Here is a 25,941-nt window from a genome sequence, read left to right as displayed (position 1 = left end):
GCCCGTGTTTTCGGGTTTGATATTATTTCGATTTGTCACGTTTCCTGATTACTCGGTGATTTCTTCCACGATCACCACGGGGGTGCCCGGGGCGACCGCCTGGCCCGGCTCTCGCCGCACTTCAATGACCTTGCCGGCAATCGGGCTCAGCAGTTCAATCTCCATTTTCATCGACTCCACCACCGCCACCGGGCGTTGGGCGCTGATCACATCGCCGGGTTTGACCAGGCACTCCCAAACGTTGCCGGCAATGTGGCTTTCCACCGCATGCTGGCCTGCAGGCAGGTTGGCGATGTCGTCCTCCCCGGTTTCCTCGATCGGTGCTTCAGAGCTGAAGTTGATCTGGCCAGACTCGATCCAGCGCTGCAGTTCCTCGTCGAAGGCCTGCTTGCGTTTGCCTGTGAAGGCTTCGATATCGTCGTTGTTGTCCGCCAGGAACTGTTCGTAGTCCTTCAGGTTGAACCGGGTTTCCTCGATGCGGATCGGGTAGTCACCGTTGGGGAAGTCCCGGCGAATCTGTTGCAGTTCTTCGGCGCTGACTTCGTAGAAGCGTACCTGGTCGAAGAACCTCAGCAGCCAGGGTTTGCCTTCCTCGAAGAAGTCCGTGGTGCGGTAGCGGTTCCACATCTGCAGGGTGCGGCCAACAAACTGGTAGCCGCCGGGGCCTTCCATGCCGTAGATGCACAGATAGGCGCCGCCGATGCCCACGGAGTTCTCTGCCGTCCAGGTACGGGCCGGGTTGTACTTGGTGGTCACCAGTCGATGGCGCGGGTCCAGGGGTGTGGCTACCGGGGCGCCGAGGTAGACATCGCCCAGGCCCATCACCAGGTAACTGGCGTCGAACACGGTCTTCTTGACCTCGTCGATGCTGTCCAGGCCATTGATGCGGCGAATGAATTCCAGATTGCTCGGGCACCAGGGGGCATCCTTGCGTACCGACTGCATGTACTTGGCGATGGCGGTCTGGCAGGCCTCGTCGTCCCAGGACAGGGGCAGGTGCACGATGCGGGCGGGAACGTCCCATTCCGGCTGCTTTTCCAGTTCTTTTTCGGCGCGGATCAGCAGGTCCAGCAGGGCACGCTGGTTCAGCTTCTGGCTGTCGTAGTGCACCTGCAGGGAGCGGATGCCCGGCGTCAGTTCCTGAATGGCCTTATGGTTCTGGTCACGCAGCCACAGCATCAGGGCATGGGCGCGAAAACGCAGGCGGATATCCAGCTCCATCGGGCCGTATTCCACCAGCACATAGTTGTCGCCGGCAGCCCGGTACACCACGCCGGTTTCATGCACGTCCGTGCCCAGGCTCTCCAGAATCGGAGTTTCCGGGTTGATGGGCGTGATATGCACGGTGGCCGCGGTCAGTGTGGCGACCGATTCGTCCAGGGCTTCCCGCAGGGCCACGGCCTGGTCCTGACTGACCGGGACAAACTGCACCTTGTCGCCGGCCTTGAGTTGGCCCAGTTTCCAGAGGTCGGCGCTGATCACTGTGACCGGGCAGACAAAACCGCCCAGGCTTGGGCCATCCGGCCCCAGGATCACCGGCATATCACCGGTGAAATCCACGGTGCCCACGGCGTACGCATTGTCATGGATATTGGACGGGTGCATGCCCGCCTCACCGCCGTCGCTGCGAGCCCATTCCGGTTTCGGGCCAATCAGGCGCACGCCGGTGCGGCTGGAGTTGTAGTGAATTTCCCACTCGCTGGCGAAGAAGGTGTCGATGTCCTGACCGGTGAAATAGTCCGGCGCACCGTGGGGACCATAGGTGACGTGCAGCTTCCAGGTTTTGCCGATGGTCGGTTTCAGGTCTGTGGGCAGTGTAGACGGGCTGGTGGGGTCAGCGTCTGCCAGTGCCAGCACATCGCCGGCCCGCAGGGCCCGGCCGCAGTGGCCACCAAACTGCCCGAGGGTAAAGGTACTGCACGAGGTCAGGTATTGCGGGCAATCCAGCCCACCGCGGAATAGAACGTAGGCCCGTGCGCCGTCCGCGGTGGTGGCGCCCATTTTCAGGGTGGCACCAGCGGGCACATCAATCACCTGCCAGAACTCAACCGGCTCATCGTTGAGTGTGGCGTCCATCGGCGCACCGGTAAGAGCAATCTGGGTGGCACGATTGAAAGTAAGCACCGGGCCCTTGAGGGTAATCTCCAGCCCCGGTGTTCCCTCTGGATTGCCGAGCAAGCGGTTGCCTAGCCGGAAAGAATAGCTGTCGAACGGCCCGGAGGGCGGAACACCGATTTCCCAGTAGCCGATTCGGCCCGGATAGTCCTGAATCGTGGTCAGCGTGCCACCACTGAGCACATCCACGGTGGCGGGCCGGTAATCAAATTCATTGAGGGTGCGGGTAAACAGACGACCTTCGGCAAAGCGTGGGTCGTCCAGAACCTGGCGCACATACTTGAGGTTGGTCTCAATGCCGTAAAGCTGGCTGTTATCCAGTGCCTGCATCAGCCGCTGGCGGGCGGACTCCCGATCCTGTTCGTGCACGATGACCTTGGCCAGCATGGGGTCGTACAGTGGCGACACTTCCGTGCCCGGCTGAATCCAGGTGTCGATGCGAAGGCCGCCGTCCTGGGGCCAGGCCACGCTGGTGAGCAGTCCGGCGCCGGGCTGGAAGTCCTTGTTGGGATCTTCCGCATAGATCCGGGCCTGAATGGCATGGCCGGAAGGGCTCAGGTTGCCGCCCAGTTCGGCCAGGCTTGGAAGGGTGCCTGCGCCCAGTTCCACCATCCAGCGTACCAGGTCGATGCCAAACACTTGCTCGGTAACACCATGCTCAACCTGTAAGCGGGTGTTTACTTCCAGAAAGTAGAACTCGGTGGTATCCGGGTCGTAGATAAACTCGACCGTGCCGGCACTGCGGTATCCAATGCGCTCACCCAGCTGGCGGGCGGTGGTGTGCATACCGCTTCGAACGTCATCGGACAGCCCCGGTGCGGGGGCCTCCTCAATTACTTTCTGGTTACGGCGCTGGGCTGAACAGTCCCGCTCGCCAAGGGCCAGTACCTGGCCCCGGCCGTCTCCGAACAGCTGCACTTCCACATGGCGTGCGTGTTCGACAAACTTTTCCAGGAATACGCCGTTGTTGCTGAAGTTATTCTGGCTCAGGCGCTGTACTGACTCGAAGCTTTTGCTCAGGTCGTCCGGGCCATAGCAGCGGGACATGCCGATTCCACCCCCGCCGGCGGTGCTTTTCAGCATCACCGGGTAGCCGATGGCTTCGGCGGCTTGCAGGGCATCGTCCAGATCGGTCAGCAGCCCGGTGCCGGGCAGCAGGGGTACGCCGGCGCTCTCGGCCAGGGCCCGGGCGGTGTGTTTGAGGCCGAACTGCTCCATCTGCTCCGGAGTAGGGCCAAGAAACACCACGCCCTCGGCATCGCAGCGGCGGGCAAAGTCGGCGTTCTCGCTGAGGAAGCCGTAACCGGGGTGGATGGCGCCGGCTCCGCTCTCGCGGATGACGGCAAACAGCTTGTCCTGGTCGAGATAGGTGGTGGCCGCCGGGCCTTCACCGAGGGAATACGCCTCATCCGCCTGGCGCACGTGTAGCGAATCCGCATCCGCCTCGGCGTAGACTGCCACCGAGGTAATGCCCATGTCCCGCAGGGTGCGGATGACCCGGCAGGCGATGGCGCCACGGTTGGCAATGAGAACCTTGTCGAATGTACCGTTCAGCTCCATACCAGCACCTCGATCGGTGTCGGGTTCCAGCCGTTGCAGGGATTGTTCAGCTGCGGGCAATTGGAGATCATCACTAGCACGTCCATCTTTGCTTCCAGCTCGACGTACTTGCCAGCATCGGAAATGCCGTCAGCGAAGGTCAGGCCACCGTCGGCGGTCACCGGCACGTTCATGAAGAAGTTGATGTTGTGGGTGATGTCGCGCTTGGTCATGCCCAGCTCTTCATGCTCGGTGACGGCCACCAGCCAGCTGTCCCGGCAGGCGTGCATGCACTTTTTCTCGAGGGCATAACGGGTGGTGTTGCTTTCCGCCGCGCAGGCGCCGCCCAGGGTGTCGTGGCGGCCGCAGGTGTCGGCGGTGATTTCCAGCATCACGTTGTTTTCCGAAGACATCAGCTTCGAACCGGCGGTCAGGTACACGTTGCCCTGCTCGCGGATGGTGTCCACGGCGCTGTAACGCTCGGTGGGGTTGTGGGCGTTGTAGAACAGGGTATCTGCGGCCTGGTTGCCTTCCAGATCCAGAATCCGGACGGTTTCACCGGCCTTGACCACTTTCAGAAAGTATTCGCCTGCCGGTACGGTTTCGCGGAAGGCGGCGTGTTCGGGCTTCAATGCGCTTTGCTTGATCATGTCCGGCCTCCGTTACTTAAACAGGTGATACAGGGCGTTATTGGCGAAGGCGCGGGTGGCCTCCGGCGACGAGGTCTTGCACGGGTCGGCATCGGTCACCGATGCGGCCTTGAACAGCTGGTAGCGCACCGGGTTGCGTGGATACTCGGTGGCAGGGTTCATTGGGTGCGGGCAGGTGTGCAGCACCACCAGGGTATCCATTTCAAAGCGCAGATCGAGGGTGGCACCTGCGTGTGAGTGGTCGCTGACAAACGCCATGTTGCCCTCGTCATCGGTTTTTACCTTGCTGAACCAGTTCAGGTTGGCGGTCAGATCTTTCTTGCCCAGGCCATACTTGGCCAGTTCGTTCAGAAAGCTGGTAAAGCCATTGCGGTGATAATGGTTATGGGCTTCCTGGTAGGTCTTTTTGCCCCAGCGCTGTTCCACCAGATCGGCGTTGCAGGTGCCACTGACGGTGTCGTGCCAACCCAGATCATCGCGAATGATGGAAGCAAATACCCGTCCCATATCGGACAGCAACACATGGCCTTTGGTGAGCAGGAACGTGTGCTGGTTTTTCAGGGTGTCCGGCATGTTGTAGCGCTCGAGGGGATTCTCGGGGTTGTACATCAACATGCCGACGTTGGCACCGCCGGTTTCGTCAATCAGCCGCAGCACGTGGCCGCGACGCATGATGAACGACCAGTGGGATCCGCCGGGAATCAGATCGTCGTAGAGGGGGGCTGCTGTTTCGAGCATAACCTTTTCCTTCTGGGTCAGGTGTCAAAAAACGAGAGACGTCAGTCACTGAACGATTCTCCCGGGCTTTTGTCCCGCCGTGTAACCTTGGAAAAGGTCGTCAACTCTCGGACCAGGCATCTGTTTTGATGGCGTACAGACCGGAACCCTAGTTGACCATTGGTCAGATTGTTGCGCTTCGATGGTGGCTTCAATCACCGACTTCTCGTTGCGTACATCGTACTTTGCAGAGTTTGTGCCAAAACCTAACTGCCCGTTTTTACGGGTTATTTTTCTTGCGTCAGGAAATGGCGTGATTCGCCATCGTGCACCTGCCCTGTTTTGGTGCGGGGCCACCTACTACCAAGGAACGAGTTTTTCGCCCCCAACGACGCATTCACGGAAATCGGCATGGGGTCTACATTGAATGAGTAAACGCGAAAGGCCGCGTTGCCATGCGACAAACACAACAAAGAGGTCGATATCATGATCTACGCACAACCAGGAAAGGACGGCTCCGTTGTTTCTTTTAAATCCCGCTATGAGAACTACATTGGCGGTGAATGGGTAGCGCCGGTTAAGGGCCAGTATTTTGAGAACATTACGCCGGTGACCGGCGAGGCTTTCTGTGAGATTCCTCGCTCCACCGCTGAAGACATCGAGCTGGCGCTGGACGCCGCCCACAAAGCAGCGCCGGCCTGGGGCAAGACTTCTCCCACCGAGCGTTCCAACATCCTGCTGAAAATCGCTGATCGCATTGAGGCCAACCTCGAGAAACTCGCGGTGGCGGAAACCTGGGACAACGGCAAGGCCGTTCGGGAAACCCTGAACGCTGACATTCCCCTGGCGGCGGATCACTTCCGTTACTTCGCGGGCTGCCTGCGGGCCCAGGAAGGCCATATGGGTGAAATCGACCACAACACGGTGGCGTATCATTTCCACGAGCCGCTGGGTGTGGTTGGCCAGATTATCCCCTGGAACTTCCCGCTGCTAATGGCGGCCTGGAAGCTGGGTCCTTGTTTGGCCGCCGGTAACTGCACCGTGCTCAAGCCTGCCGAGCAGACCCCTGCCAGCATCCTGGTGCTGATGGAAATCATCGGCGACCTGCTGCCGCCGGGCGTGCTCAACATTGTTAACGGCTACGGCATTGAAGCCGGCCAGGCCCTGGCCACCAGCAAGCGCATTGCCAAGATCGCCTTTACCGGCTCCACCCCGGTGGGCTCGCATATCCTCAAGTGCGCGGCGGAAAACATTATCCCGTCCACTGTTGAATTGGGCGGCAAGTCCCCGAACATCTACTTCTCTGACGTGATGAAGGCTGAGCCGGAGTTCATCGACAAGTGCGTGGAAGGTCTGGTGCTGGCGTTCTTCAACCAGGGTGAAGTGTGCACCTGTCCGTCACGGGCACTGGTTCAGGAAGACATGTTTGAAGAGTTCATGCAGAAAGTGGTTGAACGCACCAAGGCCATCAAGCGCGGCAACCCGCTGGATACCGACGTTCAGGTGGGTGCCCAGGCGTCCAAGGAACAGTTCGACAAGATCATGTCGTACATGGAAATCGGCCGTCAGGAAGGCGCGGTTGTGCTGACCGGTGGTGACCGTGAGCATCTGGAAGGCGAGTTCAACAACGGCTTCTACATCCAGCCGACCCTGTTCAAGGGCGACAACAAGATGCGCGTATTCCAGGAAGAAATCTTCGGGCCAGTGGTCGGTGTGACCACCTTCAAGACCGAGGAAGAAGCCCTGGCGATCGCCAACGACACCGAGTTTGGCCTGGGTGCCGGCGTCTGGACCCGCGACACCAACCTGGCTTACCGGATGGGCCGTAACATTCAGGCCGGTCGGGTATGGATGAACTGTTACCACGCGTACCCGGCTCACGCCGCGTTCGGTGGTTACAAGAAATCCGGTGTTGGCCGCGAAACCCACAAGATGGCGCTGGAGCACTACCAGCAGACCAAGTGTATGTTGACCAGCTACGACACCAACCCGCTCGGGTTCTTCTGATCTGCAAGTGGCAGTTGGGGCCCATCCACACGGGCCCCGTTTCGTGTGACCGCACAGGGACGGTGCACATTGTTGGCCTGGCATTTGTCAGGTAGCTCCTTCGCGGAGCGCGGGATCTTCTACACTCTCCTTAGGCCCTTCCCAGGGCCTTTTTTATTTCTGTTTGATTTTAATAGACGATCGGTCGTATTATCTCATTATTAGTTAGACGACCGGTCTAAAAGGGGAAGGTTTGTGAAATCAGCATCAGCCAAACGTAAACGGGGTCGCCCTCCGAAGGGCCAGAACGCCGGTTATCAGGACACCCGGCAGGCGTTGATCGCAGTTGGGCTGGCGGCATTAACGGAAAAGGGCTACTCCTATACCGGGCTTGATGAAATTCTTCGCCAGGCAGGTGTGCCGAAGGGCTCGTTTTATCATTATTTCGACAACAAAGAGGCCTTTGGTAGGGCTTTGATTGAGGCCTATGGGCTGTTTTTCGCCAACAAGCTGGAGCGGTCGTTGTCCGACAGCTCCCTTGGCCCGCTGGCGCGCATTCAGGCCTTTGTGGACGACGCCAAGGACGGAATGCGCAGGTTTGATTACCGCCGGGGGTGTTTGATCGGCAACCTGGGCCAGGAGATGGCCGCGCTGCCGGAAGGGTTTCGCAGCCTGCTGAAGGAGGTGTTCCGGGACTGGGAGAAGCGGATAGGCCGAGTTCTGGAAGAGGCACGGCAGGCCGGAGATGTACCAAGCCAACTTGTGCCGGAGCAGATGGCGCAGTTTTTCTGGATTGGTTGGGAAGGCGCGATTCTGCGCGCCAAGCTCGAGCAGTCCCCGCAACCGCTGGATCAGTTTGCCGAAGGTTTTATGGCGCTGGTTCGCGGTTGCTGATTCACGCAGATCAATTCACGTTACCAGAATTTCTGGAGGCAACATGTTCAAAGCAATCCTGATTGAAGGCAGCCGTAGCGACCAACAGGTGTCGTTGAAGTCTGTTGACGAAGCCCAACTGCCTGAGGGCGATGTCACCATTGATGTCGCCTACAGCACTCTGAACTATAAGGACGCCCTGGCCATTACCGGCCGCGCGCCCATCGCCAAAACCTATCCGATGGTCCCGGGCATTGATCTGGCCGGTGTCGTCACTGAATCGTCCAATCCCGACTTCAAGGCCGGAGACGAAGTGGTGCTGAACGGCTGGGGTGTGGGTGAGAAACACTGGGGCGGCTTGGCCCAGAAAGCCCGGTTGTCCGGCGACTGGCTGATCCCCTTACAAGCTCCGTTCACGGCTCGTCAGGCCATGGCCATTGGTACCGCCGGTTACACCGCCATGCTGTGTGTCATCGCCCTGGAGAAGCACGGCGTGAAGCCTGGGTCTGGCGATATTCTGGTGACTGGTGCCACCGGTGGTGTTGGCAGTGTGGCCGTCGCCATTCTGGCCAAGCTGGGTTACTCCGTGACCGCGGTGACTGGCCGAAAGGAAGAAGAAGCCTATCTGAAGTCGCTGGGCGCAAAACAGATCATGGATCGCGCTGAGCTGAGTGAACCGGGTAAACCCCTCGCACGCGAGACCTGGGCCGGGGCCATAGATGTGGCTGGTGGTCAGGTGCTGGCGAATGTCTGCGCCGGTATGAAATACCAGGGTGTGGTCGCGGCCTGCGGTTTGGCCGCCGGCATGGACTTCCCGTCCACCGTGGCACCGTTCATCCTGCGCGGCGTGACCCTGTGTGGCATCGACAGTGTGATGGCCCCGAAAGAAGACCGCCTTTACGCGTGGAAACGACTGGCCGAGGACCTGTCCCCGGAGCTGCTCGACAGTATGATCACCGAAGTGGCCTTCGATGATGCCATCGATGCGGCCAGCCGTCTCATGGACGGCAAGATCCGCGGCCGTATCGTTATCCCCGTAGCGGGCTGATTCAGGCCCCGGCCGCGTCCGTGGCCAGAATCCGTGCCTGTTTTTGTTGCTGCTTGTTGCGGACAATAGCATCCACGCACTGATTCTGGTCGCGGAGAATCACCACGCACTCCAGGCACTGGATACACTCGTCGTAATCAATCCGGCCATCCTTGCGAATGGCGTTGATGCCACAGGCATTCTTGCAGTGCTGGCAGGGCTGTCCGCAACGGTCAACCCGCTCCAGCCAGCTGAAGACCCGGAACTTGCCCAATACCGCCAGGCCTGCCCCCAGGGGGCACAGGTAACGGCAGTAGAACTTGTGGATAAACATCCCCACCGCCAGCAGTGCCACCGCATAGACCACAAACGGCCAGTAGCGCACGAAGAACAGCGTGATGCTGGTTTTGAAGGGTTCCACTTCAGATAGCTGTTCCGCCAGCGTCAGCGAATAAAACGATGCAATAACGATGGCCAGCAGCACCGGGTACTTGATCAGAATCAGCTTCCGGTGCCAGCGCTCCGGTACCCTGATCTGCCGGAACCGGAGTTTCTGGCCCAGCCAGGCGGCCATCTCCTGCAGCACGCCAAACGGGCACAGCCAGCCACAGAACAGCCCCCGACCCCAGATGAAAAGGGTGACGAACGTGTAGGTCCAGAGGATAAAGATCACCGGGTCCAGCAGGAACATGTTCAGGCTGAAACCATCCTTGATGGCCAGCAGCAAGGTATAGATGTTCACCACCGACAACTGGCCCTGGGCGTAGAAGCCGATAAAGAACAGGGTGAAGAACAGGAAACCCCAGCGGAACCGGTGAACCAGCTTCGGGTGCCGGGTCAGGGTTTTCTGGCGGGCGAAGAAGATTGTCAGCACCGTGAGGCTCAGCACCAGCAAGGTAATCTGCCACCAGCGCTCCTTCCAGAGCCCGACCCACATGGGCGCCCGTGACTGCTCCGGCCCGGCGGCAATGTCTAACGTCTCAAACAGTTCCTCCGGGAAGGCAACGGGCAGCTCGAAGCGGGCGGTGTCCACCACCAGATGGTTGCGGGCCAACACGGTATTGAGGGTCAGTGTGGATTCGACCCCGGGGTTAAAACCGGCGTTGCCGCCCACCCGGAACAGGTTAACCGCTGTCATCTCCGGCACACCGGCAGCGGCGAAGCTCTGGCCGGTTTCCAGCCAGTTCAGGTCTCGCATCTCGACAGACAGCTGATTCTGGCTCAGACCAAACCGGTCCGGAGTGCTGCCCGGCACAAAGTCCGCGCCAATGTGGGGGTAACGGCCCCGAGACATCACCAACATCACCTTGCCGTTGTCGCCAAGGCGCTCCCTGAAGGCCTGGTATCGATCGTCGCCCAGCAGGTTGCGACCGACCATGGGGGAGTTCATATAAGCCAGGTAGAGTTCCGAGAAAGCCTCGCCAGGATCGGGCTCAAGGTTGCCAGGATAGTCCGACAGCGGTCGGCCAAATTGCTGTTCCACATCCGCGGCCGTTACCTCGATGCGGGTGACGTAACCCCGCTCCAGCAGTTGCTCCCAGGTGAGCGGTTCGAACAGGTCTTGGCGGGCCCGGGTGGGTGCAGCCTGGGCGAAGCCCTCGAGCTTGTTGCGGGCCACCTGCAAGGCCGAGGAGAGCACCGAATCGTTGATGATCAGAACCGACACCGTGGCCTTGCTGACGCCATCAAAGTACACCACATTGCCGGAGGAAGTCCGGCCCGAACGGCCCGAGGAACTCACCACAATCTGTTCCGTCAGTGCGCGCCCCTCGTACTGATCGACAAATTCGTAGAGTGATTCTTCACCCAGGCCATGAAGGAATACCGGCTCGTGGTGATGCAGTACCCGCACGCCGGTGAACCGGCCCCGTGTATCCAGGCCGATCATCATGGTAATCGGCTTGCCGGCAAAGCCCGGCATCTTGCTGAAGTCCGTTGAAACATAGGCGTAACCCAGCAGTTCCTGGAGCTGGTATACCGGATACACCGGGAAATCCGCCAGTTGCTCTTGGATAACGGTCGCGGAGGGAAACAGTTCCTGGATGATCTGCCGGGTGTCGTCGGAAAGCTCTGCCCGCAAGGGCGTTGCGGCCAAACAACTAAAAAGCAGTAGCGAGAGCAGAAAGCGCCCGGCCATGGTGGTCTCCTGAAGTTATTATTGTCCTTCTCCCATGCTAGGCCGCTGGGGGTTGGGCTCAATTCAACCTCGGGGGCAAACGATTGCTACTTTCAGCCGGCGGAAAACAGTTCCAAAGTACCATATGGGGTGCCAGCGTCTGTGATTACGATGATTGTGTGCATCTGGCAAACGCCCGTTCGCACCAACATGCAACGCACTAGTAATCACGACAAGAGGTGAGCATCATGTGGACCAAGCCAGCTTATGAAGACCTGCGGATCGGTTTTGAAGTAACCATGTACTTCGCCAACCGGTGAGCCCTGGCCGGCCAGCCCTTTGGCTGGTCGTTCCCGCTCGGGAGATCTGCTGATGCACCTGCACATTCTGGGGTCGGCCGCTGGCGGCGGGTTCCCTCAATGGAACTGCAACTGTCGAAACTGTGCCGGCTTCCGCGCCGGAACGCTGAATGCTCATACCCGCACCCAGTCGTCGATTGCCATCTCTGAGGATGGCGAACGCTGGATTCTGTTCAATGCCTCTCCGGATATTCGTGCTCAACTCGCTGCTTTTCCTGCCATGCAGCCGGCGCGGGCGCTCCGGGATACGGGCATCGCCGCGGTTGTCTTGATGGATAGCCAGGTTGACCACACCACGGGGCTTCTGTCTCTGCGTGAGGGGTTACCGATGGATGTCTGGTGTACTCGCCAGGTGCACGACGACCTGAGTTCCGGGTTTCCGTTGTTCACAATGCTTAGCCACTGGAATGGCGGGCTTAACTGGCGCGAGATTCCGGCCGATGAGCAGCAACCATTCAGTCTGCCCTGCGCGCCCTCCCTTGAATTGACGGCCATTCCCTTGCTCAGTAACGCCCCGCCATACTCCCCGCGCCGGGATAATCCCCATCCGGGTGACAACATCGGTCTTTTCATTCGAGATACCCGCACCGGGCAGACCGTGCTCTATGCGCCCGGCCTGGGGCAACCCGATGCCCGCATTCGCGGCTGGATGCAGCGGGCGGATTTGCTTCTGGTAGATGGCACCGTCTGGCACGACGACGAGATGATCCGTCAGGAAGTGGGCACCAAAACCGGCCAGGCCATGGGGCATCTCGCCCAGTACGGCGCCGGTGGCATGATCGAGTTACTGGACAGCATGCCGGCCCAGCGCAAGGTGCTGATCCACATCAACAACACCAATCCGATACTCGACGAAGACTCGCCGGAACGGGCAGAGCTCACGGCCCATGGCATCGAAGTCGCCCGGGACGGAATGCATTTTGAACTGACGGGGCAACCATGAACGCCAAAGCCAACACCGCCATGAACCGGCAGGATTTCGAACGGGCCCTCAGAGATAAAGGCGCCTACTACCATATTCACCACCCTTATCATCGAGCCATGTACAGCGGCCGGTGTACGCCGGAACAGATCCGTGGGTGGGTCGCCAACCGATACTACTACCAGGTGCGGATTCCACAGAAGGATGCCGCCATCATGTCGAACTGCCCGGATGCCTCGGTGCGCCGCCTGTGGCTGCAGCGCATTCTGGACCACGATGGTCATGAGGGAGATGTGGGTGGCATCGAGGCCTGGCTGACGCTCGCCGAAGCCGTGGGCCTGAGCCGGGAAGAGGTGATCGATGAGCGCCACGTTCTCCCAGGTGTGCGTTTTGCAGTAGATGCCTATTTCAACTTTGCCCGCCGGGCAACCTGGCAAGAGGCGGCCTGCTCGTCACTGACCGAGCTTTTTGCGCCGGAAATCCACCAGTCGCGGCTCGACAGCTGGCCACAGCATTACCCGTGGATTGAGGAGAATGGCTATCGCTACTTCCGGAAGCGTTTATCGGAAGCCCGACGGGATGTGGAGCATGGCCTGGCCATTACTCTCGACCATTTCACCACTGAAGCCCAGCAACAGCGGGCGTTTGAAATCCTGCAGTTCAAACTGGACATTCTCTGGTCGTTGCTGGATGCCCTGACCATGGCGTACGTTCACCAGACACCGCCGTACCATACGGTCACCGATCAGCCGGTCTGGCATCGGGGCCTGTAAGGAGCGATACCATGACTTTGGAGAAAACACCCAGGCTCCGCCGTGGTTTCCGGTTCCAGTGGGAGCCGGTGCAACAAAGCCATGTGTTGCTGTACCCGGAGGGTATGGTCAAGCTCAACGGCAGCGCCGGTGCCATCCTGGCGGAAGTGGATGGCGTTCGCCCGGTACACGATATTATCCAGTCCCTGGAACAGCAGTTCCCGGATGCAGGTCCGCTGGCGGCAGATGTGGAAGCGTTTCTGGCAGACGCGGTTCAGCAACAGTGGATTGAGTGGTCATGACGGCGGCCGCAGAAGCACGGGTAGGGCCGCCGCTGTGGTTGCTGGCGGAGCTCACCTATCGCTGCCCGCTGCAATGCCCCTATTGCTCCAACCCGTTGGACTACGCCAGCCAGCAACAGGAACTGTCCACGGAGCAATGGCTGGATGTGTTGCGCCAGGGGCGAGCCATGGGGGCGGCCCAACTGGGCTTCTCCGGCGGCGAGCCGCTGGTGCGCCAGGACCTGCCGGAGCTGATTGCCGGGGCCCGGGATCTGGGGTATTACACCAATCTGATTACCTCCGGCATCGGGCTGACTGAAGCAAAAGTGCAGGCGTTTGCCGAGGCGGGGCTGGACCACATTCAGGTCAGCTTTCAGGCCTCAGACCCGGAACTCAACAACGCCGTGGCCGGTTCCCGCAAAGCCTTCGAACAGAAGCTGGCCATGGCCCGGGCGGTCAAGGCGGCCGGCTACCCGATGGTGCTCAACTTTGTGATCCACCGCCATAACATTCACCAGATGAACGACATTCTGGCCCTGTGTGAAAACCTGGATGCCGATTACGTGGAGTTGGCCACCTGCCAGTACTATGGCTGGGCATTTAAAAATCGGGAAGGACTGATGCCCTCCAAAGCCCAACTGGTCCAGGCAGAACAGGAGGTAAATGACTACCGGCACGATCTCCGTAACCGTGGTCGCCCCATGAAGGTGATCTTCGTAACCCCGGACTACTACGAGGAGCGCCCGAAGGCCTGCATGAATGGCTGGGGCAACCTGTTCCTGACCGTGGCACCCGATGGCACCGCCTTGCCTTGCCACAGCGCCCGCCTGTTACCCATCGATTTTCCCAACGTGCAAACCCAGTCCCTGAACGACATCTGGTATCACAGCCCCGGCTTTAACCATTACCGTGGTGACAGCTGGATGCCCGAACCCTGCCGCTCCTGCGATGAAAAAGGCAAGGATTTCGGTGGTTGCCGTTGCCAGGCCTATCTGCTGACCGGTGATGCCGATAACGCCGATCCGGTCTGCTCCAAATCGCCCCATCACGATCGGATTCTGGCCGCCCGCACCGCTGCGGATCACGCTACAGCGGGGCTGGGTGACCTTGTCTACCGCAATGCCCGGAATTCCAAGTTACTCTACCGTGGCTGAGCCGATTTCGGCGCATGCTGCCTGCGCCGGTTTTTCCCAGTATGCGCAGCTGAGAGTTTGCGGCGATAGCATTTTCTGGCTTGCGTCTGAGCCGGAAACCGGTTCTGTTGCCCTTTGGCAGGCGGACAACTCCGGCATCTGTCGGGTCAACACCGGCCCGGGCAGTATCCGAAGTCGCCTCAACGGCTACGGTGGTGGTGCTTATGCGGTACTACCGGGGCGAGTGGTCTGGGTAACGGAGGATCAGCGGGTCTGGCAGCTCAACCGAGTGACAGGTAGACGAACCTTATTGGTGCCGGAGGTTGACGCTACCTGGGGAGGCCTGGTGGCAGACCCGCAACATGACCGGGTGTTGGCGGTGCGTGAACGGCATGAACAGCAGGCGTTGATGGCCCTGGAAGCTACGGGGCACGTCCGGGTGTTGCACCAGGGGCTGGACTTCTACGGTGCACCGGCGGTCAGCGAGGACGGCACCCGCGTGGCCTGGTGCAGCTGGCAACGGCCGGATATGCCCTGGTTGCAGTCAACGCTCTGGCAGGCAACGGTCACGGCTGACGGTGATGTTGCAGGTGCGTCAGGGCAGTCCCCGCCGGTTTCTGGTTCGGTTCAGCAACCGCAGTTTGTCGGTGAGCATCTGTGGGTCATATCCGACCATGAGGGCTGGTGGCAGCCCTGGCGGGTAACGCGCCGGGATGGCCGCGACCAGTGGCTGAAAAGCACGGCGCCCATGCTCGATCATGCCAACGCCCCCTGGCAACTGGGTGAGCGGCATAGTTGCCCGTTGCGTGAGGGTGGTTGGGCCAGAGTGCAATACCGTCAGGGCATCGGTGAACTTTGGCTCGAAAGGGCTGGCCAGTGTCAGAGAGTGGCTGAGGGCTGGACGGATTTCCGGGATCTGAGTCCGTCAGCCGATGGCCTTGTGTGCATAGGGCGGGCTGCCGAGCGGCACGATGCGGTTCTGAAGGTGTGTGCGGACTCCGGCTCGGCAACCATCCTGGCTGGCGGACAAGTGCCGGATCGCTCAATCATGGCGCCGGTGGCGCCCGTCACTTTTGTAGTGGATGCGGAAACGCCCGACACGCCCTCTGTTCAGGGGTTTCTATACCCTCCAATATCAGCACCCACCGCTGCACCACCGGTCATCCTGATCGCCCACGGCGGCCCCACGTCAGCCGCCTATGCGGTCTACAACCCCCAGGTCCAGTTCTGGTGTCAGCGGGGCTTTGCCGTAGCGGAGGTGAACTATACCGGCAGCACCGGTGCGGGTCGGGATTTCCGCCTTCGTCTGGCCGGCCGGTGGGGCGAAGCGGATGCACAGGACATGGTGCGCTGCGCGGATTATCTGACGGCACAAGGGCTGGTCTGCACCAACAATGTATTCATTCAGGGCCGAAGCTCCGGAGGCTATACGGCACTGATGGCGGCGGTGCAGACTGACCGCTTCAAAGCCGTTGGCAGCCTGTTTGGCGTGACTGATCCATGGCGCCTTCGTACTGCTACCCACCGGTTTGAATCCGGTTACCTGGACTGGCTACTGGGAGATCCGCAATCACATTATGCCCGCTGGCAGGCACGTGCGCCGGCGCTGCACGCTGACCGGATACGCTGCCCAGCGATTTTTTTTCAGGGCGGGAAAGATGCCGTCGTGGTGCCTGAGCAAACCCGGCGGATGGTGGCCGCGCTACAGGCCCGGGGCCAACCGGTGGAACTGCACTGGTATGAGGATGAAGGCCACGGGTTTCAGAGGGCAGATAATCAGGCGCACATGCTCGAATCGCTGTACCGGTTTTATGGAAGCCTGGCCTCAGACGACCCTGAGATACGCCAAAAGGACAATGAACCAGCGCACAAACTGAGTTAAACTCTCAACTATTCCTATAACAACAAAACGGTTGTCCCTGAGCGTCATGAGCTACGATATTTCTGCGCTGCGCAAGTTTGTCTCTCCCGAGATTGTCTTCGGTGCCGGGTCCCGCCGGTCGGTGGCTAACTTTGCCAGTAATTTTGGTGCCCGCCATGTGTTCCTGGTGTCTGATCCTGGTGTTGTCGCCGCCGGATGGGTTGCAGAAGTTGAAACCCTACTGGTTGAGGCGGGGTTGCGCTGTACCACGTTTACAGCGGTGTCGCCCAATCCCAAAGTAGATGAGGTGATGGCCGGTGCCGAGCTCTACCGGGCCAGCGAATGCGATGTCATCGTGGCGATCGGCGGCGGCAGCCCCATGGATTGCGCCAAGGGTATCGGCATTGTGGCCAGCCATGGCCGCAGCATCCTGGAATTTGAGGGTGTGGATACCATCCGTAATCCTTCGCCACCACTGATCCTGATTCCAACCACCGCCGGTACGTCAGCAGACGTCTCGCAGTTTGCCATCATTTCGGACCCCAACCGGCGCTTCAAGTTTTCCATCATCAGCAAAGCGGTGGTGCCGGATGTCTCGTTGATCGACCCGGAAGTCACCGAAACCATGGACGCCTACCTCACCGCCTGTACCGGGGTGGATGCACTGGTGCACGCCATCGAGGCTTTTGTTTCTACCGGCAGCGGGCCTTTGACCGATACCCATGCACTGGAAGCGATACGACTGATCAACGGCAACCTGGAAGCGCTGGTGGCAAACCCGTCAAACCCGGTGTTGCGAGAGCAGATAATGCTGGCGTCCATGCAGGCGGGGCTGGCCTTCTCCAATGCCATTCTGGGGGCTGTCCATGCGATGTCCCACAGCCTGGGCGGTTTTCTGGATCTGCCCCATGGCCTCTGCAATGCGCTGCTGCTGGAGCATGTGGTGGCCTACAATTTCCCTTCCGCCGAGGACCGGTTCCGCCGGGTTGCTGAGGCCATGGCGATTGATACCCGGAGTATGAACGGGGCACAGGTCAAGGCACGGTTGATGACCCGCATTATTGAACTCAAGAAGACCGTTGGCCTGGAGGCGCGGCTCAAGGAGCTCGGCGTCACCACCTCTGACATTCCCTACCTTTCCGGCTATGCATTGAAGGACCCCTGCATACTGACCAACCCAAGGAAGTCGTCACTTCGGGATGTTCAGGTGGTCTATGAAGAAGCCCTCTGACCCAACCAGCACCGGTTACGACATCGGCGATCTGTTGGGGCTCAGCAGCCAGTCAGCCCGAAAAAGCTATTACCCCGCGTTGCAGGAGCGCCTGGAGGAACTGGAGCAGGAGCGCAACCGCTACAAATGGCTGTTTGAGAACGCTCTGCACGGCATCTTCCAGGCCAACCTGCGTGGTGGTTTTCTGGCCTGCAATCCTGCCATGGCCCGAATCTGCGGCTATGACAACCCGGAGCAATTGCAGAAAAAAGTGATTCGACTCAGGGAGCAGCTGTTCTGCAGCGCCGCAGAGTTTGATCAGCTTCGCCAGGAACTGCTCGACCATGGCAGCCTGAGCGCTCGCGAGACCCGTCTTCGGCGAGCAGACCAGACCCCCGTGTATGTGGCACTAACCATGCTCCGCCGGCCGGATCTTGGGCCGGAAGTGGTGGAAACCTTCGTTGCCGACATTACCGAGCGGGTGCAGGCCCGGCAGAAACTTGAGCAGCTGAACGCCGAACTGGAAAAACGCGTGGAGGAACGCACCGAGGCGTTGCAAAACGTCAACGTGGACCTGCGTTATCAGATTGAGGAGCGGGAAAAGGTTGAGCAGGAGTTGAAAGTGGCGGTGAACGCCGCCAAAGAAGCCAATCGCAGTAAAGACAAGTATCTTGCGGCGGCCAGTCATGACCTGCTGCAACCCCTGAATGCTGCCAGGCTGATGATTTCGGCCCTGCAGGACAGTCAGTTACCCGAGGCGGAAAACCGGATGGTGCATCAGGTGCACCGCGCCCTGGAAGGTGCCGAGGATTTGTTGGCCGATCTGTTGGATATTTCCAAACTTGACCAGCAGGCAATGAAGCCGGATCTGACCTGTCTCAATCTGGCTGCCATGCTGAAAGGATTGGGCGAAGAATTTGAGGCGGTGGCTACCAATGCCGGATTGCAGTTCCGGCTCCGGGTGCCACCGGTATCACTTCGGACCGACCCCCGAATGCTGGCACGGATTGTCCGTAACCTGTTGAGTAATGCCTTCCGCTATACCCGTGAGGGCGGCGTAATGCTCTCTGTCAGGCAACGTCGGGATCGGCTGGCCATTGAAATCTGGGACACCGGTGTGGGGATCGAGGCCCACAAGCTGCAGGATATTTTCACTGAGTTCCACCAGCTACTGCCCCAGGGCACCGGCGGTCGCCAGGGCGTCGGATTGGGACTGGCCATTGTGGAGCGCATGGTACGGGTTCTGGGTTACGGAATCCGGGTGACCTCACGGCCCGGCCGCGGTTCGAGATTTGAGGTGTCGATCCCGCTTGAACACAGGGTAAATGAGGCCTGGCGAAGCCAATCTTCAGCCGGAGGTGCCATCCACGGAAACTTTGACGGACTGGCGGTGTTAGTCGTAGACAACGAGCCGGCGGTGCTTGAAAGCATGGCAGCGTTGCTCGAAGGTTGGGGTTGTGAGGTGTTTCCCGCCGACGGCGAATCCAGTGCCCTGGACATGCTGAGCGAGGGCCTGCTCCCCGACGTGATTCTGGCGGATTTCCACCTGGACAATAACGCAACCGGTTGTGAGGCTGTCTACGCCGTTCGCCGTGCACTTGACCATGATGTTCCGGCAGCCATCATCACTGCTGATCGCAGTGATGAAGTGCGCACGCTGCTTAGGGCCCAGTACCTGCCCATCCTTAACAAACCGGTTAAGCCCAACCGCTTACGGGCGCTGCTGGCGAGTCTTGCCGCGCAGTCAACCTGACCCCACGCGCTTGCGCTTTACGACTACACTTATTCCTGAACCAGTCCTTGATTCAGGAGACCGTCATGAGCCACACCGAGCATTCCCTTACCAACCATGAAGTCACCGTTTGCCTGGCCGGCGGCGCCGTGCTGGGCCCTTTCAATGCCACTTGGAGCCAGGATGAAGGCGGGGACGTGCGGGAGCTTGTCCGCGAATACGACGCCTTCCTGCAGGGTGAGAAACAGCGCCGTTACAAATTTCATCTGCATGACACCTACACCAACACCGTCCACACACTGATTCTCAATTTTGAGCAAGTCACCGGCATTTGCGACCATGTCAGGCTAAGATCGCAGGACCGAGGGGCTTAGTGTCCCGCCTGGCAAGCAAAAAGGGAGGACGCAATGAGTGAGTTCAGAACGGAAAAAGACAGCCTGGGTGACGTGAAGGTGCCCGCGAATGCCCTGTGGGGCGCGCAAACCCAACGGGCCATCGATAACTTTCCGGTCAGTGGTCAGCCGATGCCGGCCCGGTTCATTGTGGCGGTGGCGCAAATCAAGTGGGCGGCAGCCCAGGCCAACGCGTCTTTGGGGTTGCTGGATGCCCGTTTGCGGGACGCTATTGCCGAAGCCTGTGATCAACTGATCCAGGGCGAACACGCGGACCAGTTTCCGGTGGATCGGTATCAGACCGGCTCCGGCACCAGCACCAACATGAATGTGAACGAAGTGATTGCGGCCATTGCCCGGAGACAGGGTGTCGATGTCCACCCTAATGATCACGTTAATATGAGCCAGAGCTCCAACGATGTGATACCAACGGCTATACACGTCAGTTCGCTTTTGGCCGTAAAAGAGCAATTGCTGCCGGCCCTGTCGCACCTTCGGGGTGTCATTTACGAGCGGGAAGCGGAACTGAATGCCCAGGTCAAAACCGGTCGTACTCACCTGATGGACGCCATGCCGGTGACCCTGGGGCAGGAATTACGGACCTGGCGGGAACAGCTGGCCCTGGCTGAGAAACGTCTTGAGCAGGCAATGGATGAACTGGCGGATGTGCCCCAGGGCGGCACCGCAGTGGGCACCGGTGTGAATGCGGCGTCTGAATTCTCTGGTCAGTTCATCAAGTTCCTGCGCAGCAACACTGGCTACCCGTTCCGTTCCATGGAGCACAAGTTTGTTGGTCAAAGTGCTGTGGATGCGCCTGTCGCCCTGTCAGGCCAACTGCGGGGTGTGGCGGTGGTGCTCACCAAAATTGCCAACGATCTGCGCTGGATGAACAGCGGTCCGATTCACGGGCTGGCAGAAATCAGCCTGCCGGCATTGCAGCCCGGCAGCAGCATCATGCCGGGCAAGGTGAACCCGGTTATTCCGGAGTCGGTCTCCATGGTGGGCGCCCAGGTGATGGGGCTGGACAATGCGGTGGCCATTGCCGGCCAGTCCGGAAACTTTCAGCTCAATGTGATGCTGCCTCTGGTGGGGGGCAACCTGCTGGACATGATCGGTCTGTTAACCGGGGCCTCCGCTATCCTCGCGGACAAAGCGATGAAAGGCTTTACGGTGAACGCCGATAATCTGAATGCCGGTGTCGGGCGTAATCCGGTACTGGTGACGGCGTTGAATCCAGAGATTGGCTACACCTTGGCGGCGGATATCGCCAAGGAAGCCTACCGCACTGGTCGGCCGGTGATTGATGTGGCCGAGGAGCGCAGCGGTCTCAGCCGTCAACACCTGGAAAAACTGATGGATCCGCTCAAGCTCACCCGTGGCGGGTTGACCTGAGCGGGCAAGACCGGAGGAGTCATTCTTGCTGCTGTCCCTGGAGCTGTTTGTCATGCTGGTTCTGGCCAATGGCTCCCCGGTGGTCGTGGCCAGGCTGTTGCATCAGACCGGCAACCGGCCTGTGGATGGCGGTCGGGTTTGGCGGGATGGTCGCCCGGTGCTAGGCCCCAGCAAGACCTGGCGAGGGTTGGTCGCGGGCACGGTGTCTTGTCTGCTGTTTTCGGCCTGGGTTGGGCTGGGCTGGTTGTTTGGCGCGTTGTTCGGTTTGCTAGCCCTGCTGGGGGACCTTGTCAGCAGTTTTATCAAACGCCGGATGGGGCTAGCGTCCAGTGCCCGGGCATTATGGCTGGACCAGTTGCCCGAGGCCTTGCTACCCATGGCCATGGCGTGGCTCTGGTTATCCTTGCCGTTGTGGGAAGCGGTTGCCGTGGCGCTGCTGTTTGCGCTGAGCAATATGCTGTTCTCTCCGGTGCTTTATCGTCTGGGTATCCGCAAACAGCCCCATTGAGTAAGCTATCCCGGCCCCCGGGACAAGGTGTGCAAGGTAACCTCCGGCGGGCAGTTCAGGCGGACATTCAGCACAGATGTGCCAGCGCCTGGCGAGGTGTAGCCTTGCATGCCGTTAACCTGCCAGAAACCGCGGCCAAGCCGGCGAGGGCAGTCGGAGTCGAGGGTGACCGGAACGCCCCCGGGCAAGCAAAGTTGTCCGCCGTGGGTGTGTCCGCACAGAAACACGTCGTATCCGGCATGGGCAGCTTCCCGCCAGATCTCGGGCGTGTGGCTCAGCAGCAGGCTGATGCCGCCGGGAGGAATATCATCGCCGGCCCGGTGCAGGTTGTGAACCTTGTAGTAATGGGCATCGTCCACGCCGGACAGGTAGAGCTTGCTTGCTCCGCGGGCAATGGGTGCCATTTCGTTCATCAGCAGCCGGTAGCCCATGTCTTCGAGGGCAGGTACCATGCGCACGCTGTCGTGGTTGCCCAGTACCGCGTAGGCATCGCCCCGGATGGCCTGGCGCAGGCGGGCCATGCCCTCAAGGGCTGCGTCAATCGGCCCCCAGGTGAGCTTCCGGTAATCGCCGGTCAATACACACAGGTCATAGTCCAGAGGCGTGATCTGATCGATCACTGCATTCAGGTTCTGTTCATCCATATCAACGTGAAGGTCGGTCAGGTGCAGGATGCGAAAACCCTCGAACGCCTCGGGCAAATCGGGCAGGGTAAAAGTGTTCCGGGCAGTGGTCAGCTTGCGGCTGTTCTCCCGGGCCCGGCCAAACAAGCCAATGGCTTGCAGGCAAAACCGAATCAGCCTTGGCGCGTTGGCGACATTCTCAAGGTGGAACGAGCGACGATCGCGCCCGAACACCCGGGCCTCGGCTTCCTGTTCGATGCCCAGTCGCTGGCGGGCATGCACCGGGCCAAGCCGAAGGCTGAGTCGGTACTGGAGAAGTTCGTTCTGATCTTCTGGTGCGCGAACCCTTGCGGTCATGTGAATCGTCCTGATGCCGAGCGGAATCTTATGTTTGATTCCTTCACTCATTATGGATGGTCAGCGGGGTAGTGCAACCGGATAGACACAATGTTCATGTTTTACTGATGCACCGCAAATCCAGGAGAGACAACGAGTAATGACTGAATCCGACAAGCCGGTGCGATTAGGCAGCTGGCAGGTATTCCTGATCTTTCTGCGGCTGGGGCTGACGTCTTTTGGTGGCCCGGCAGCTCACCTGGCGTATTTCCATGATGAGTTTGTCAAGCGCCGGAAGTGGCTGTCAGACAGCGCCTACGGTGAGGTAGTGGCCCTTTGCCAGCTGTTACCGGGCCCCGCGTCCAGCCAGGTCGGGCTGACCATCGGTTTCCTTCGGGGGCATTATGGCGGTGCCTTGGCGGCCTGGGTGGGTTTTACCTTGCCCTCGGTACTGGTCATGGCGCTGTTTGCCTTCGGGCTTACGCTCTGGCCGGACCTGGGTGAGGGTGGCTGGGTCAGCGGCCTCAAGCTTTTTGTGGTGGCGGTGGTGGCACAGGCCGTCTGGCAGATGGGGCAGTCGCTGTGCCCTGATCGGCCTCGCATCGTCATTGCCATGTTGGTGGCGGTTGTTCTGCTGTTGGCTGGTGCCGTGTGGATGCAGGTACTGGTTCTGGCGTTGGCAGCCGTTGCAGGAGCGGCATTGGGATTGCCCTCGCAAAATAAGCAAGAATCCTTGCAGGTGCCGTTGCAATCGCGAAAGCTGGGAATGTTTGCCCTGCTGTTTTTGGTGTTGCTGGCACTGTCCTTTGTTCCCCAGGTAACGGGATCCCTGGCCTGGATCGGTGCGGAGCTTTATCGCGCCGGCGCCCTGGTATTTGGCGGCGGTCACGTGGTGTTGCCATGGCTCCAGGAGGGGTTTGTGGTCTCCGGTAATATGTCGGCCGATACCTTCCTGGCTGGCTACGGTGTCGCGCAGGCGGTGCCGGGGCCGCTGTTCAGTTTCTCTGCGTTTCTCGGGGGTACCGAGGGTGGCATCGCGGGGGTTCTGATTGCCGTGGTTGCGGTATTTCTGCCTGGAACCCTGTTGGTGTTCGCCGGTCTACCGTTATGGCAGTGGTTGCGTGAGCATGAGAAAGCACGAGCGGCACTGGCGGGCGTCAATGCCGGGGTGGTGGGCTTGCTCCTGGCAGCGCTGTACGACCCGGTCTGGACGTCGGCTATTCACGGTGCCGGCTATTTCGCTCTGGCATTGGTGTTCTGGCTGGCACTGGTCATCGTTCGGGTGCCGGTATGGCTGCTGGCACCTGCCAGTGCGCTGCTTGGAGCGGTCTTTTTGTAACACCCGAACGTATAACAGCGTGAACTCCCCGTTTGGAATTCCGAACCAGAACCGCCACAATCGAATAAACAGAACCCACTGGAGCAATCTGATGAGTGACGCATGCAACATTCCAGGACTGACCGTGCCTCGTGGCCGGTTCCCGGCACCTGAGAAAGACCTGCACGAGCCCGCGGGTGAATCCCGAATTGTTCTGGCTGGAGGTTGTTTCTGGTGTGTTGAAGCGGTGTTGGTGGCGATTGACGGTGTCATCCGTGCGGAATCCGGATACGCCGGCGGTGCGGCTGAAGCGGCCAACTATGAGGCTGTCTGCAGCGGGACCACCGGCCATGCGGAGGTGGTGGATGTTCACTACGACCCGGCGAAGGTCAGCTTTGGCGAATTGCTAAGAGTGTTTTTTTCGGTGGCTCACGACCCCACCCAACTGAACCGCCAGGGTAACGATATTGGGAGCCAGTATCGCTCAGCGGTGTTCTACGAAACGGATGATCAGAGGCAGGTGGCTGAGGCCTACATTCGCCAGCTTGATGCCGCCGGGGTGTATTCCGATCCGATTGTCACCCGACTGGAGCCGCTCACCGCGTTCTACCCTGCGGAGGCATACCATCAGAATTTTGCGGCTCGTAATCCCAGGCAGCCCTACATTCTGGCGGTGGCAGCACCCAAGATGGCCAAGCTGGTCAGCACCTGGCCAGACCACCTGAAACCTGAATTCAGTGACGATGATCCTGACCTGGCCTGAGGAGTTTCCCAATGACAGTATCGGCAAAAGGCTATGACCTGACCCCTCTGACGAAAGCAGAGGTTGAGGAAAGGGCAGCGGGATTGACCGCTGAGGAAAAACGGGTACTGCTGGATCACGGCACCGAGCACCCGTTCTGTGGCACCTTGCTGGATAACAAAAAAGCCGGGGTTTACCTGTGCCGGCTGTGTGATCTCCCGTTGTTCAGCTCGGACGCCAAATTCGATTCCGGTACCGGCTGGCCAAGCTTTTTCCAGCCGTTCGACCCGGAGCATATTCGCTACCTTGAAGATCACAGCCTGGGTATGAGCCGCACCGAGATCCGTTGCCCCCGCTGCGACAGTCATCTCGGGCATGTGTTCCCGGACGGCCCGGCGCCCACCGGTCAGAGGTATTGCCTGAATTCCATTGCCATGGTGTTTGAGGCGCAGGGCTAACACTCAGTCATGTTCCTTGTTCTCCTTTTGGCGGTTATTCAGGGGGCGATCGAACCGCTATAATCCTTTCCTATTGTTCCGGGGGCACGGCGCCCGGCCCATAGCGGAAAGGACGTGTGCATGAAACGATTGAACTTGAGCCCTCTGACGGAGTCTGCAACCCTGCTCAGACGTGCTGCTGTTGTGCTGGGCTCGGTGGGGCTTACCGCCATCTACTCTTTGCTGGTGCTACTGAGGGCTTTGTTTGGTCGTCTGAACCGGCCGATTGTCGACAAATACTGCCGGGAGTGGTCTGCCGCGTTGTTGAAGCTGGTTCGGGCAAGCCTGACGGTGCGGGGCGAGGTTCCGGACTTCAATGACGGGCGTCGCTACATCATCATGAGTACCCATGCCAGCCACTACGATATTCCGGTGAGTTTTGTGTCTTTGCCAGGCTCCATCCGGATGCTGGCAAAGAAGGAACTTTTCCGGATTCCCCTGCTGGGGCAGGCGATGGCGGCAGCGGAGTTTCCCGCTATCGACCGGTCAAATCGCACCCGCGCCGTCCGGGACCTGGAGCGGGCAAAACAGATGATGGAAGACGGTATTGTGCTCTGGGCGGCTCCGGAGGGCACCCGCTCCCCGGATGGTGCATTGTTGCCATTCAAGAAGGGCTGTTTTCACCTGGCACTGGACACTGAGGCGGTGATTGTGCCGATAGCCATTCGCGGTATACACCAGGTGCTACCTGCCCGGAGCTTGCAGATCAATCTTGGTCAGCCGGTAGACGTGCGGGTTGGGACACCCATTGATACAGCGGGGAAAAGCAAGGAAGATCTGGCGCAGATCATGTCAGATGTACGCCAGAGCCTGGAACAATTGTTGGGTGACGGAGAGCCTGAGTAACCGGGCCCTGCCTG

Annotated in this window: 23 protein-coding genes and 1 riboswitch; of the genes, 18 read left to right on the top strand and 5 right to left on the bottom strand. The window is 59.8% G+C overall.

What is annotated here, in order from left to right; genetic code table 11:
• Positions 1-48: 48 nt before the first annotated feature.
• Genes uca through FIV08_RS16465 form a run of 3 tightly spaced genes read right to left on the bottom strand, consistent with a single transcriptional unit; the run spans position 49 to position 5,042 of the window.
• Entirely contained in the window at positions 49-3,675 is a 3,627-nt protein-coding gene (gene uca, locus FIV08_RS16475; protein WP_152439119.1) for an urea carboxylase, read from the bottom strand.
• A complete protein-coding gene (locus FIV08_RS16470; RefSeq protein WP_152439118.1) occupies positions 3,666-4,304 on the bottom strand; it encodes an urea amidolyase associated protein UAAP2 in 639 nt (212 codons plus the stop codon). The genes uca and FIV08_RS16470 overlap by 10 nt, the downstream gene beginning before the upstream one ends.
• A gap of 12 nt (positions 4,305-4,316) precedes the next feature.
• Positions 4,317-5,042 carry an urea amidolyase associated protein UAAP1 gene (locus tag FIV08_RS16465; RefSeq protein ID WP_152439117.1) on the bottom strand — a complete coding sequence of 242 codons (726 nt, stop codon included), beginning with the start codon at positions 5,040-5,042 and terminating at the stop codon, positions 4,317-4,319.
• A gap of 56 nt (positions 5,043-5,098) precedes the next feature.
• Positions 5,099-5,205: riboswitch (guanidine-I (ykkC/yxkD leader) on the bottom strand.
• A gap of 302 nt (positions 5,206-5,507) precedes the next feature.
• Here FIV08_RS16465 and FIV08_RS16460 point away from each other — a divergent pair.
• The 3 genes from FIV08_RS16460 to FIV08_RS16450 all read left to right on the top strand — a co-directional run bounded on the left by FIV08_RS16460 (position 5,508) and on the right by FIV08_RS16450 (position 8,928).
• Positions 5,508-7,028: an aldehyde dehydrogenase family protein gene (locus FIV08_RS16460; protein WP_044389289.1), complete on the top strand. Its 1,521-nt coding sequence runs from the start codon at positions 5,508-5,510 to the stop codon at positions 7,026-7,028.
• A 234-nt stretch (positions 7,029-7,262) separates the two neighbouring features.
• Positions 7,263-7,901 carry a TetR/AcrR family transcriptional regulator gene (locus FIV08_RS16455; RefSeq protein ID WP_152439116.1) on the top strand — a complete coding sequence of 213 codons (639 nt, stop codon included), beginning with the start codon at positions 7,263-7,265 and terminating at the stop codon, positions 7,899-7,901.
• Positions 7,902-7,944: 43 nt separating this feature from the next.
• Positions 7,945-8,928, top strand: a complete 984-nt coding sequence (locus tag FIV08_RS16450) for an MDR family oxidoreductase (protein ID WP_152439115.1) — start codon at positions 7,945-7,947, stop codon at positions 8,926-8,928.
• A gap of 1 nt (position 8,929) precedes the next feature.
• On the opposite strand, the gene FIV08_RS16445 is transcribed toward FIV08_RS16450, so the two are convergent.
• The gene (locus tag FIV08_RS16445) at positions 8,930-11,044 is read right to left on the bottom strand and encodes a NosR/NirI family protein (RefSeq protein ID WP_152439114.1); all 2,115 of its coding nucleotides are present in this window, start codon (positions 11,042-11,044) and stop codon (positions 8,930-8,932) included.
• 227 nt (positions 11,045-11,271) lie between these two features.
• Between FIV08_RS16445 and pqqA the strand changes: the two genes are divergently transcribed.
• The 11 genes from pqqA (at position 11,272) to FIV08_RS16390 (ending at position 21,565) form a co-directional block, all read left to right on the top strand.
• Positions 11,272-11,343: a pyrroloquinoline quinone precursor peptide PqqA gene (pqqA, locus tag FIV08_RS16440; RefSeq protein WP_007153157.1), complete on the top strand. Its 72-nt coding sequence runs from the start codon at positions 11,272-11,274 to the stop codon at positions 11,341-11,343.
• 52 nt (positions 11,344-11,395) lie between these two features.
• A complete protein-coding gene (gene pqqB, locus FIV08_RS16435; protein WP_152439113.1) occupies positions 11,396-12,325 on the top strand; it encodes a pyrroloquinoline quinone biosynthesis protein PqqB in 930 nt (309 codons plus the stop codon).
• Entirely contained in the window at positions 12,322-13,077 is a 756-nt protein-coding gene (pqqC, locus tag FIV08_RS16430; protein WP_152439112.1) for a pyrroloquinoline-quinone synthase PqqC, read from the top strand. Before pqqB ends, pqqC begins: the two co-directional genes overlap by 4 nt.
• 11 nt (positions 13,078-13,088) lie before the next feature.
• Entirely contained in the window at positions 13,089-13,358 is a 270-nt protein-coding gene (gene pqqD / locus FIV08_RS16425; RefSeq protein ID WP_152439111.1) for a pyrroloquinoline quinone biosynthesis peptide chaperone PqqD, read from the top strand.
• Positions 13,355-14,491 carry a pyrroloquinoline quinone biosynthesis protein PqqE gene (gene pqqE / locus FIV08_RS16420; RefSeq protein WP_152439110.1) on the top strand — a complete coding sequence of 379 codons (1,137 nt, stop codon included), beginning with the start codon at positions 13,355-13,357 and terminating at the stop codon, positions 14,489-14,491. The genes pqqD and pqqE overlap by 4 nt, the downstream gene beginning before the upstream one ends.
• The gene (locus FIV08_RS16415) at positions 14,484-16,352 is read left to right on the top strand and encodes an alpha/beta hydrolase family protein (RefSeq protein WP_228715444.1); all 1,869 of its coding nucleotides are present in this window, start codon (positions 14,484-14,486) and stop codon (positions 16,350-16,352) included. The genes pqqE and FIV08_RS16415 overlap by 8 nt, the downstream gene beginning before the upstream one ends.
• 46 nt (positions 16,353-16,398) lie before the next feature.
• Positions 16,399-17,562 (top strand): alcohol dehydrogenase-like regulatory protein ErcA, encoded by a 1,164-nt coding sequence (ercA, locus tag FIV08_RS16410; protein WP_152439109.1) that lies wholly within the window; start codon positions 16,399-16,401, stop codon positions 17,560-17,562.
• Entirely contained in the window at positions 17,546-19,294 is a 1,749-nt protein-coding gene (locus FIV08_RS16405) for a NahK/ErcS family hybrid sensor histidine kinase/response regulator (RefSeq protein ID WP_152439108.1), read from the top strand. Before ercA ends, FIV08_RS16405 begins: the two co-directional genes overlap by 17 nt.
• Positions 19,295-19,359: 65 nt before the next feature.
• A complete protein-coding gene (locus tag FIV08_RS16400) occupies positions 19,360-19,647 on the top strand; it encodes a hypothetical protein (protein ID WP_061330666.1) in 288 nt (95 codons plus the stop codon).
• A gap of 33 nt (positions 19,648-19,680) precedes the next feature.
• Complete coding sequence (locus FIV08_RS16395; RefSeq protein ID WP_152439107.1) at positions 19,681-21,057, top strand: class II fumarate hydratase; 1,377 nt, start codon at positions 19,681-19,683, stop codon at positions 21,055-21,057.
• A gap of 25 nt (positions 21,058-21,082) precedes the next feature.
• Entirely contained in the window at positions 21,083-21,565 is a 483-nt protein-coding gene (locus FIV08_RS16390) for a CDP-archaeol synthase (RefSeq protein ID WP_061330664.1), read from the top strand.
• A 5-nt stretch (positions 21,566-21,570) separates the two neighbouring features.
• Here FIV08_RS16390 and FIV08_RS16385 read toward each other — a convergent pair whose 3' ends face one another.
• On the bottom strand, positions 21,571-22,545 hold the full coding sequence (locus tag FIV08_RS16385) for a metallophosphoesterase (RefSeq protein WP_152439106.1): 975 nt from the start codon (positions 22,543-22,545) through the stop codon (positions 21,571-21,573).
• A gap of 139 nt (positions 22,546-22,684) precedes the next feature.
• On the opposite strand from FIV08_RS16385, the gene chrA reads away from it, so the two are divergent.
• From chrA to FIV08_RS16365, 4 genes are all read left to right on the top strand, one after another.
• The gene (chrA, locus tag FIV08_RS16380) at positions 22,685-23,863 is read left to right on the top strand and encodes a chromate efflux transporter (RefSeq protein ID WP_152439105.1); all 1,179 of its coding nucleotides are present in this window, start codon (positions 22,685-22,687) and stop codon (positions 23,861-23,863) included.
• 91 nt (positions 23,864-23,954) lie between these two features.
• A complete protein-coding gene (msrA, locus tag FIV08_RS16375; protein ID WP_152439104.1) occupies positions 23,955-24,605 on the top strand; it encodes a peptide-methionine (S)-S-oxide reductase MsrA in 651 nt (216 codons plus the stop codon).
• An 11-nt stretch (positions 24,606-24,616) separates the two neighbouring features.
• Positions 24,617-25,042: a peptide-methionine (R)-S-oxide reductase MsrB gene (gene msrB / locus FIV08_RS16370; protein ID WP_152439103.1), complete on the top strand. Its 426-nt coding sequence runs from the start codon at positions 24,617-24,619 to the stop codon at positions 25,040-25,042.
• Positions 25,043-25,162: 120 nt separating this feature from the next.
• Positions 25,163-25,927, top strand: a complete 765-nt coding sequence (locus FIV08_RS16365) for a lysophospholipid acyltransferase family protein (protein ID WP_152439102.1) — start codon at positions 25,163-25,165, stop codon at positions 25,925-25,927.
• The last annotated feature ends 14 nt before the right edge of the window (positions 25,928-25,941 follow it).

Source organism: Marinobacter sp. THAF197a (genome assembly GCF_009363275.1).
GTDB lineage: Bacteria > Pseudomonadota > Gammaproteobacteria > Pseudomonadales > Oleiphilaceae > Marinobacter.
The sequence above is the reverse complement of the archived record's forward strand: the minus strand, read 5'-3'. Positions and strand labels throughout refer to the sequence as shown.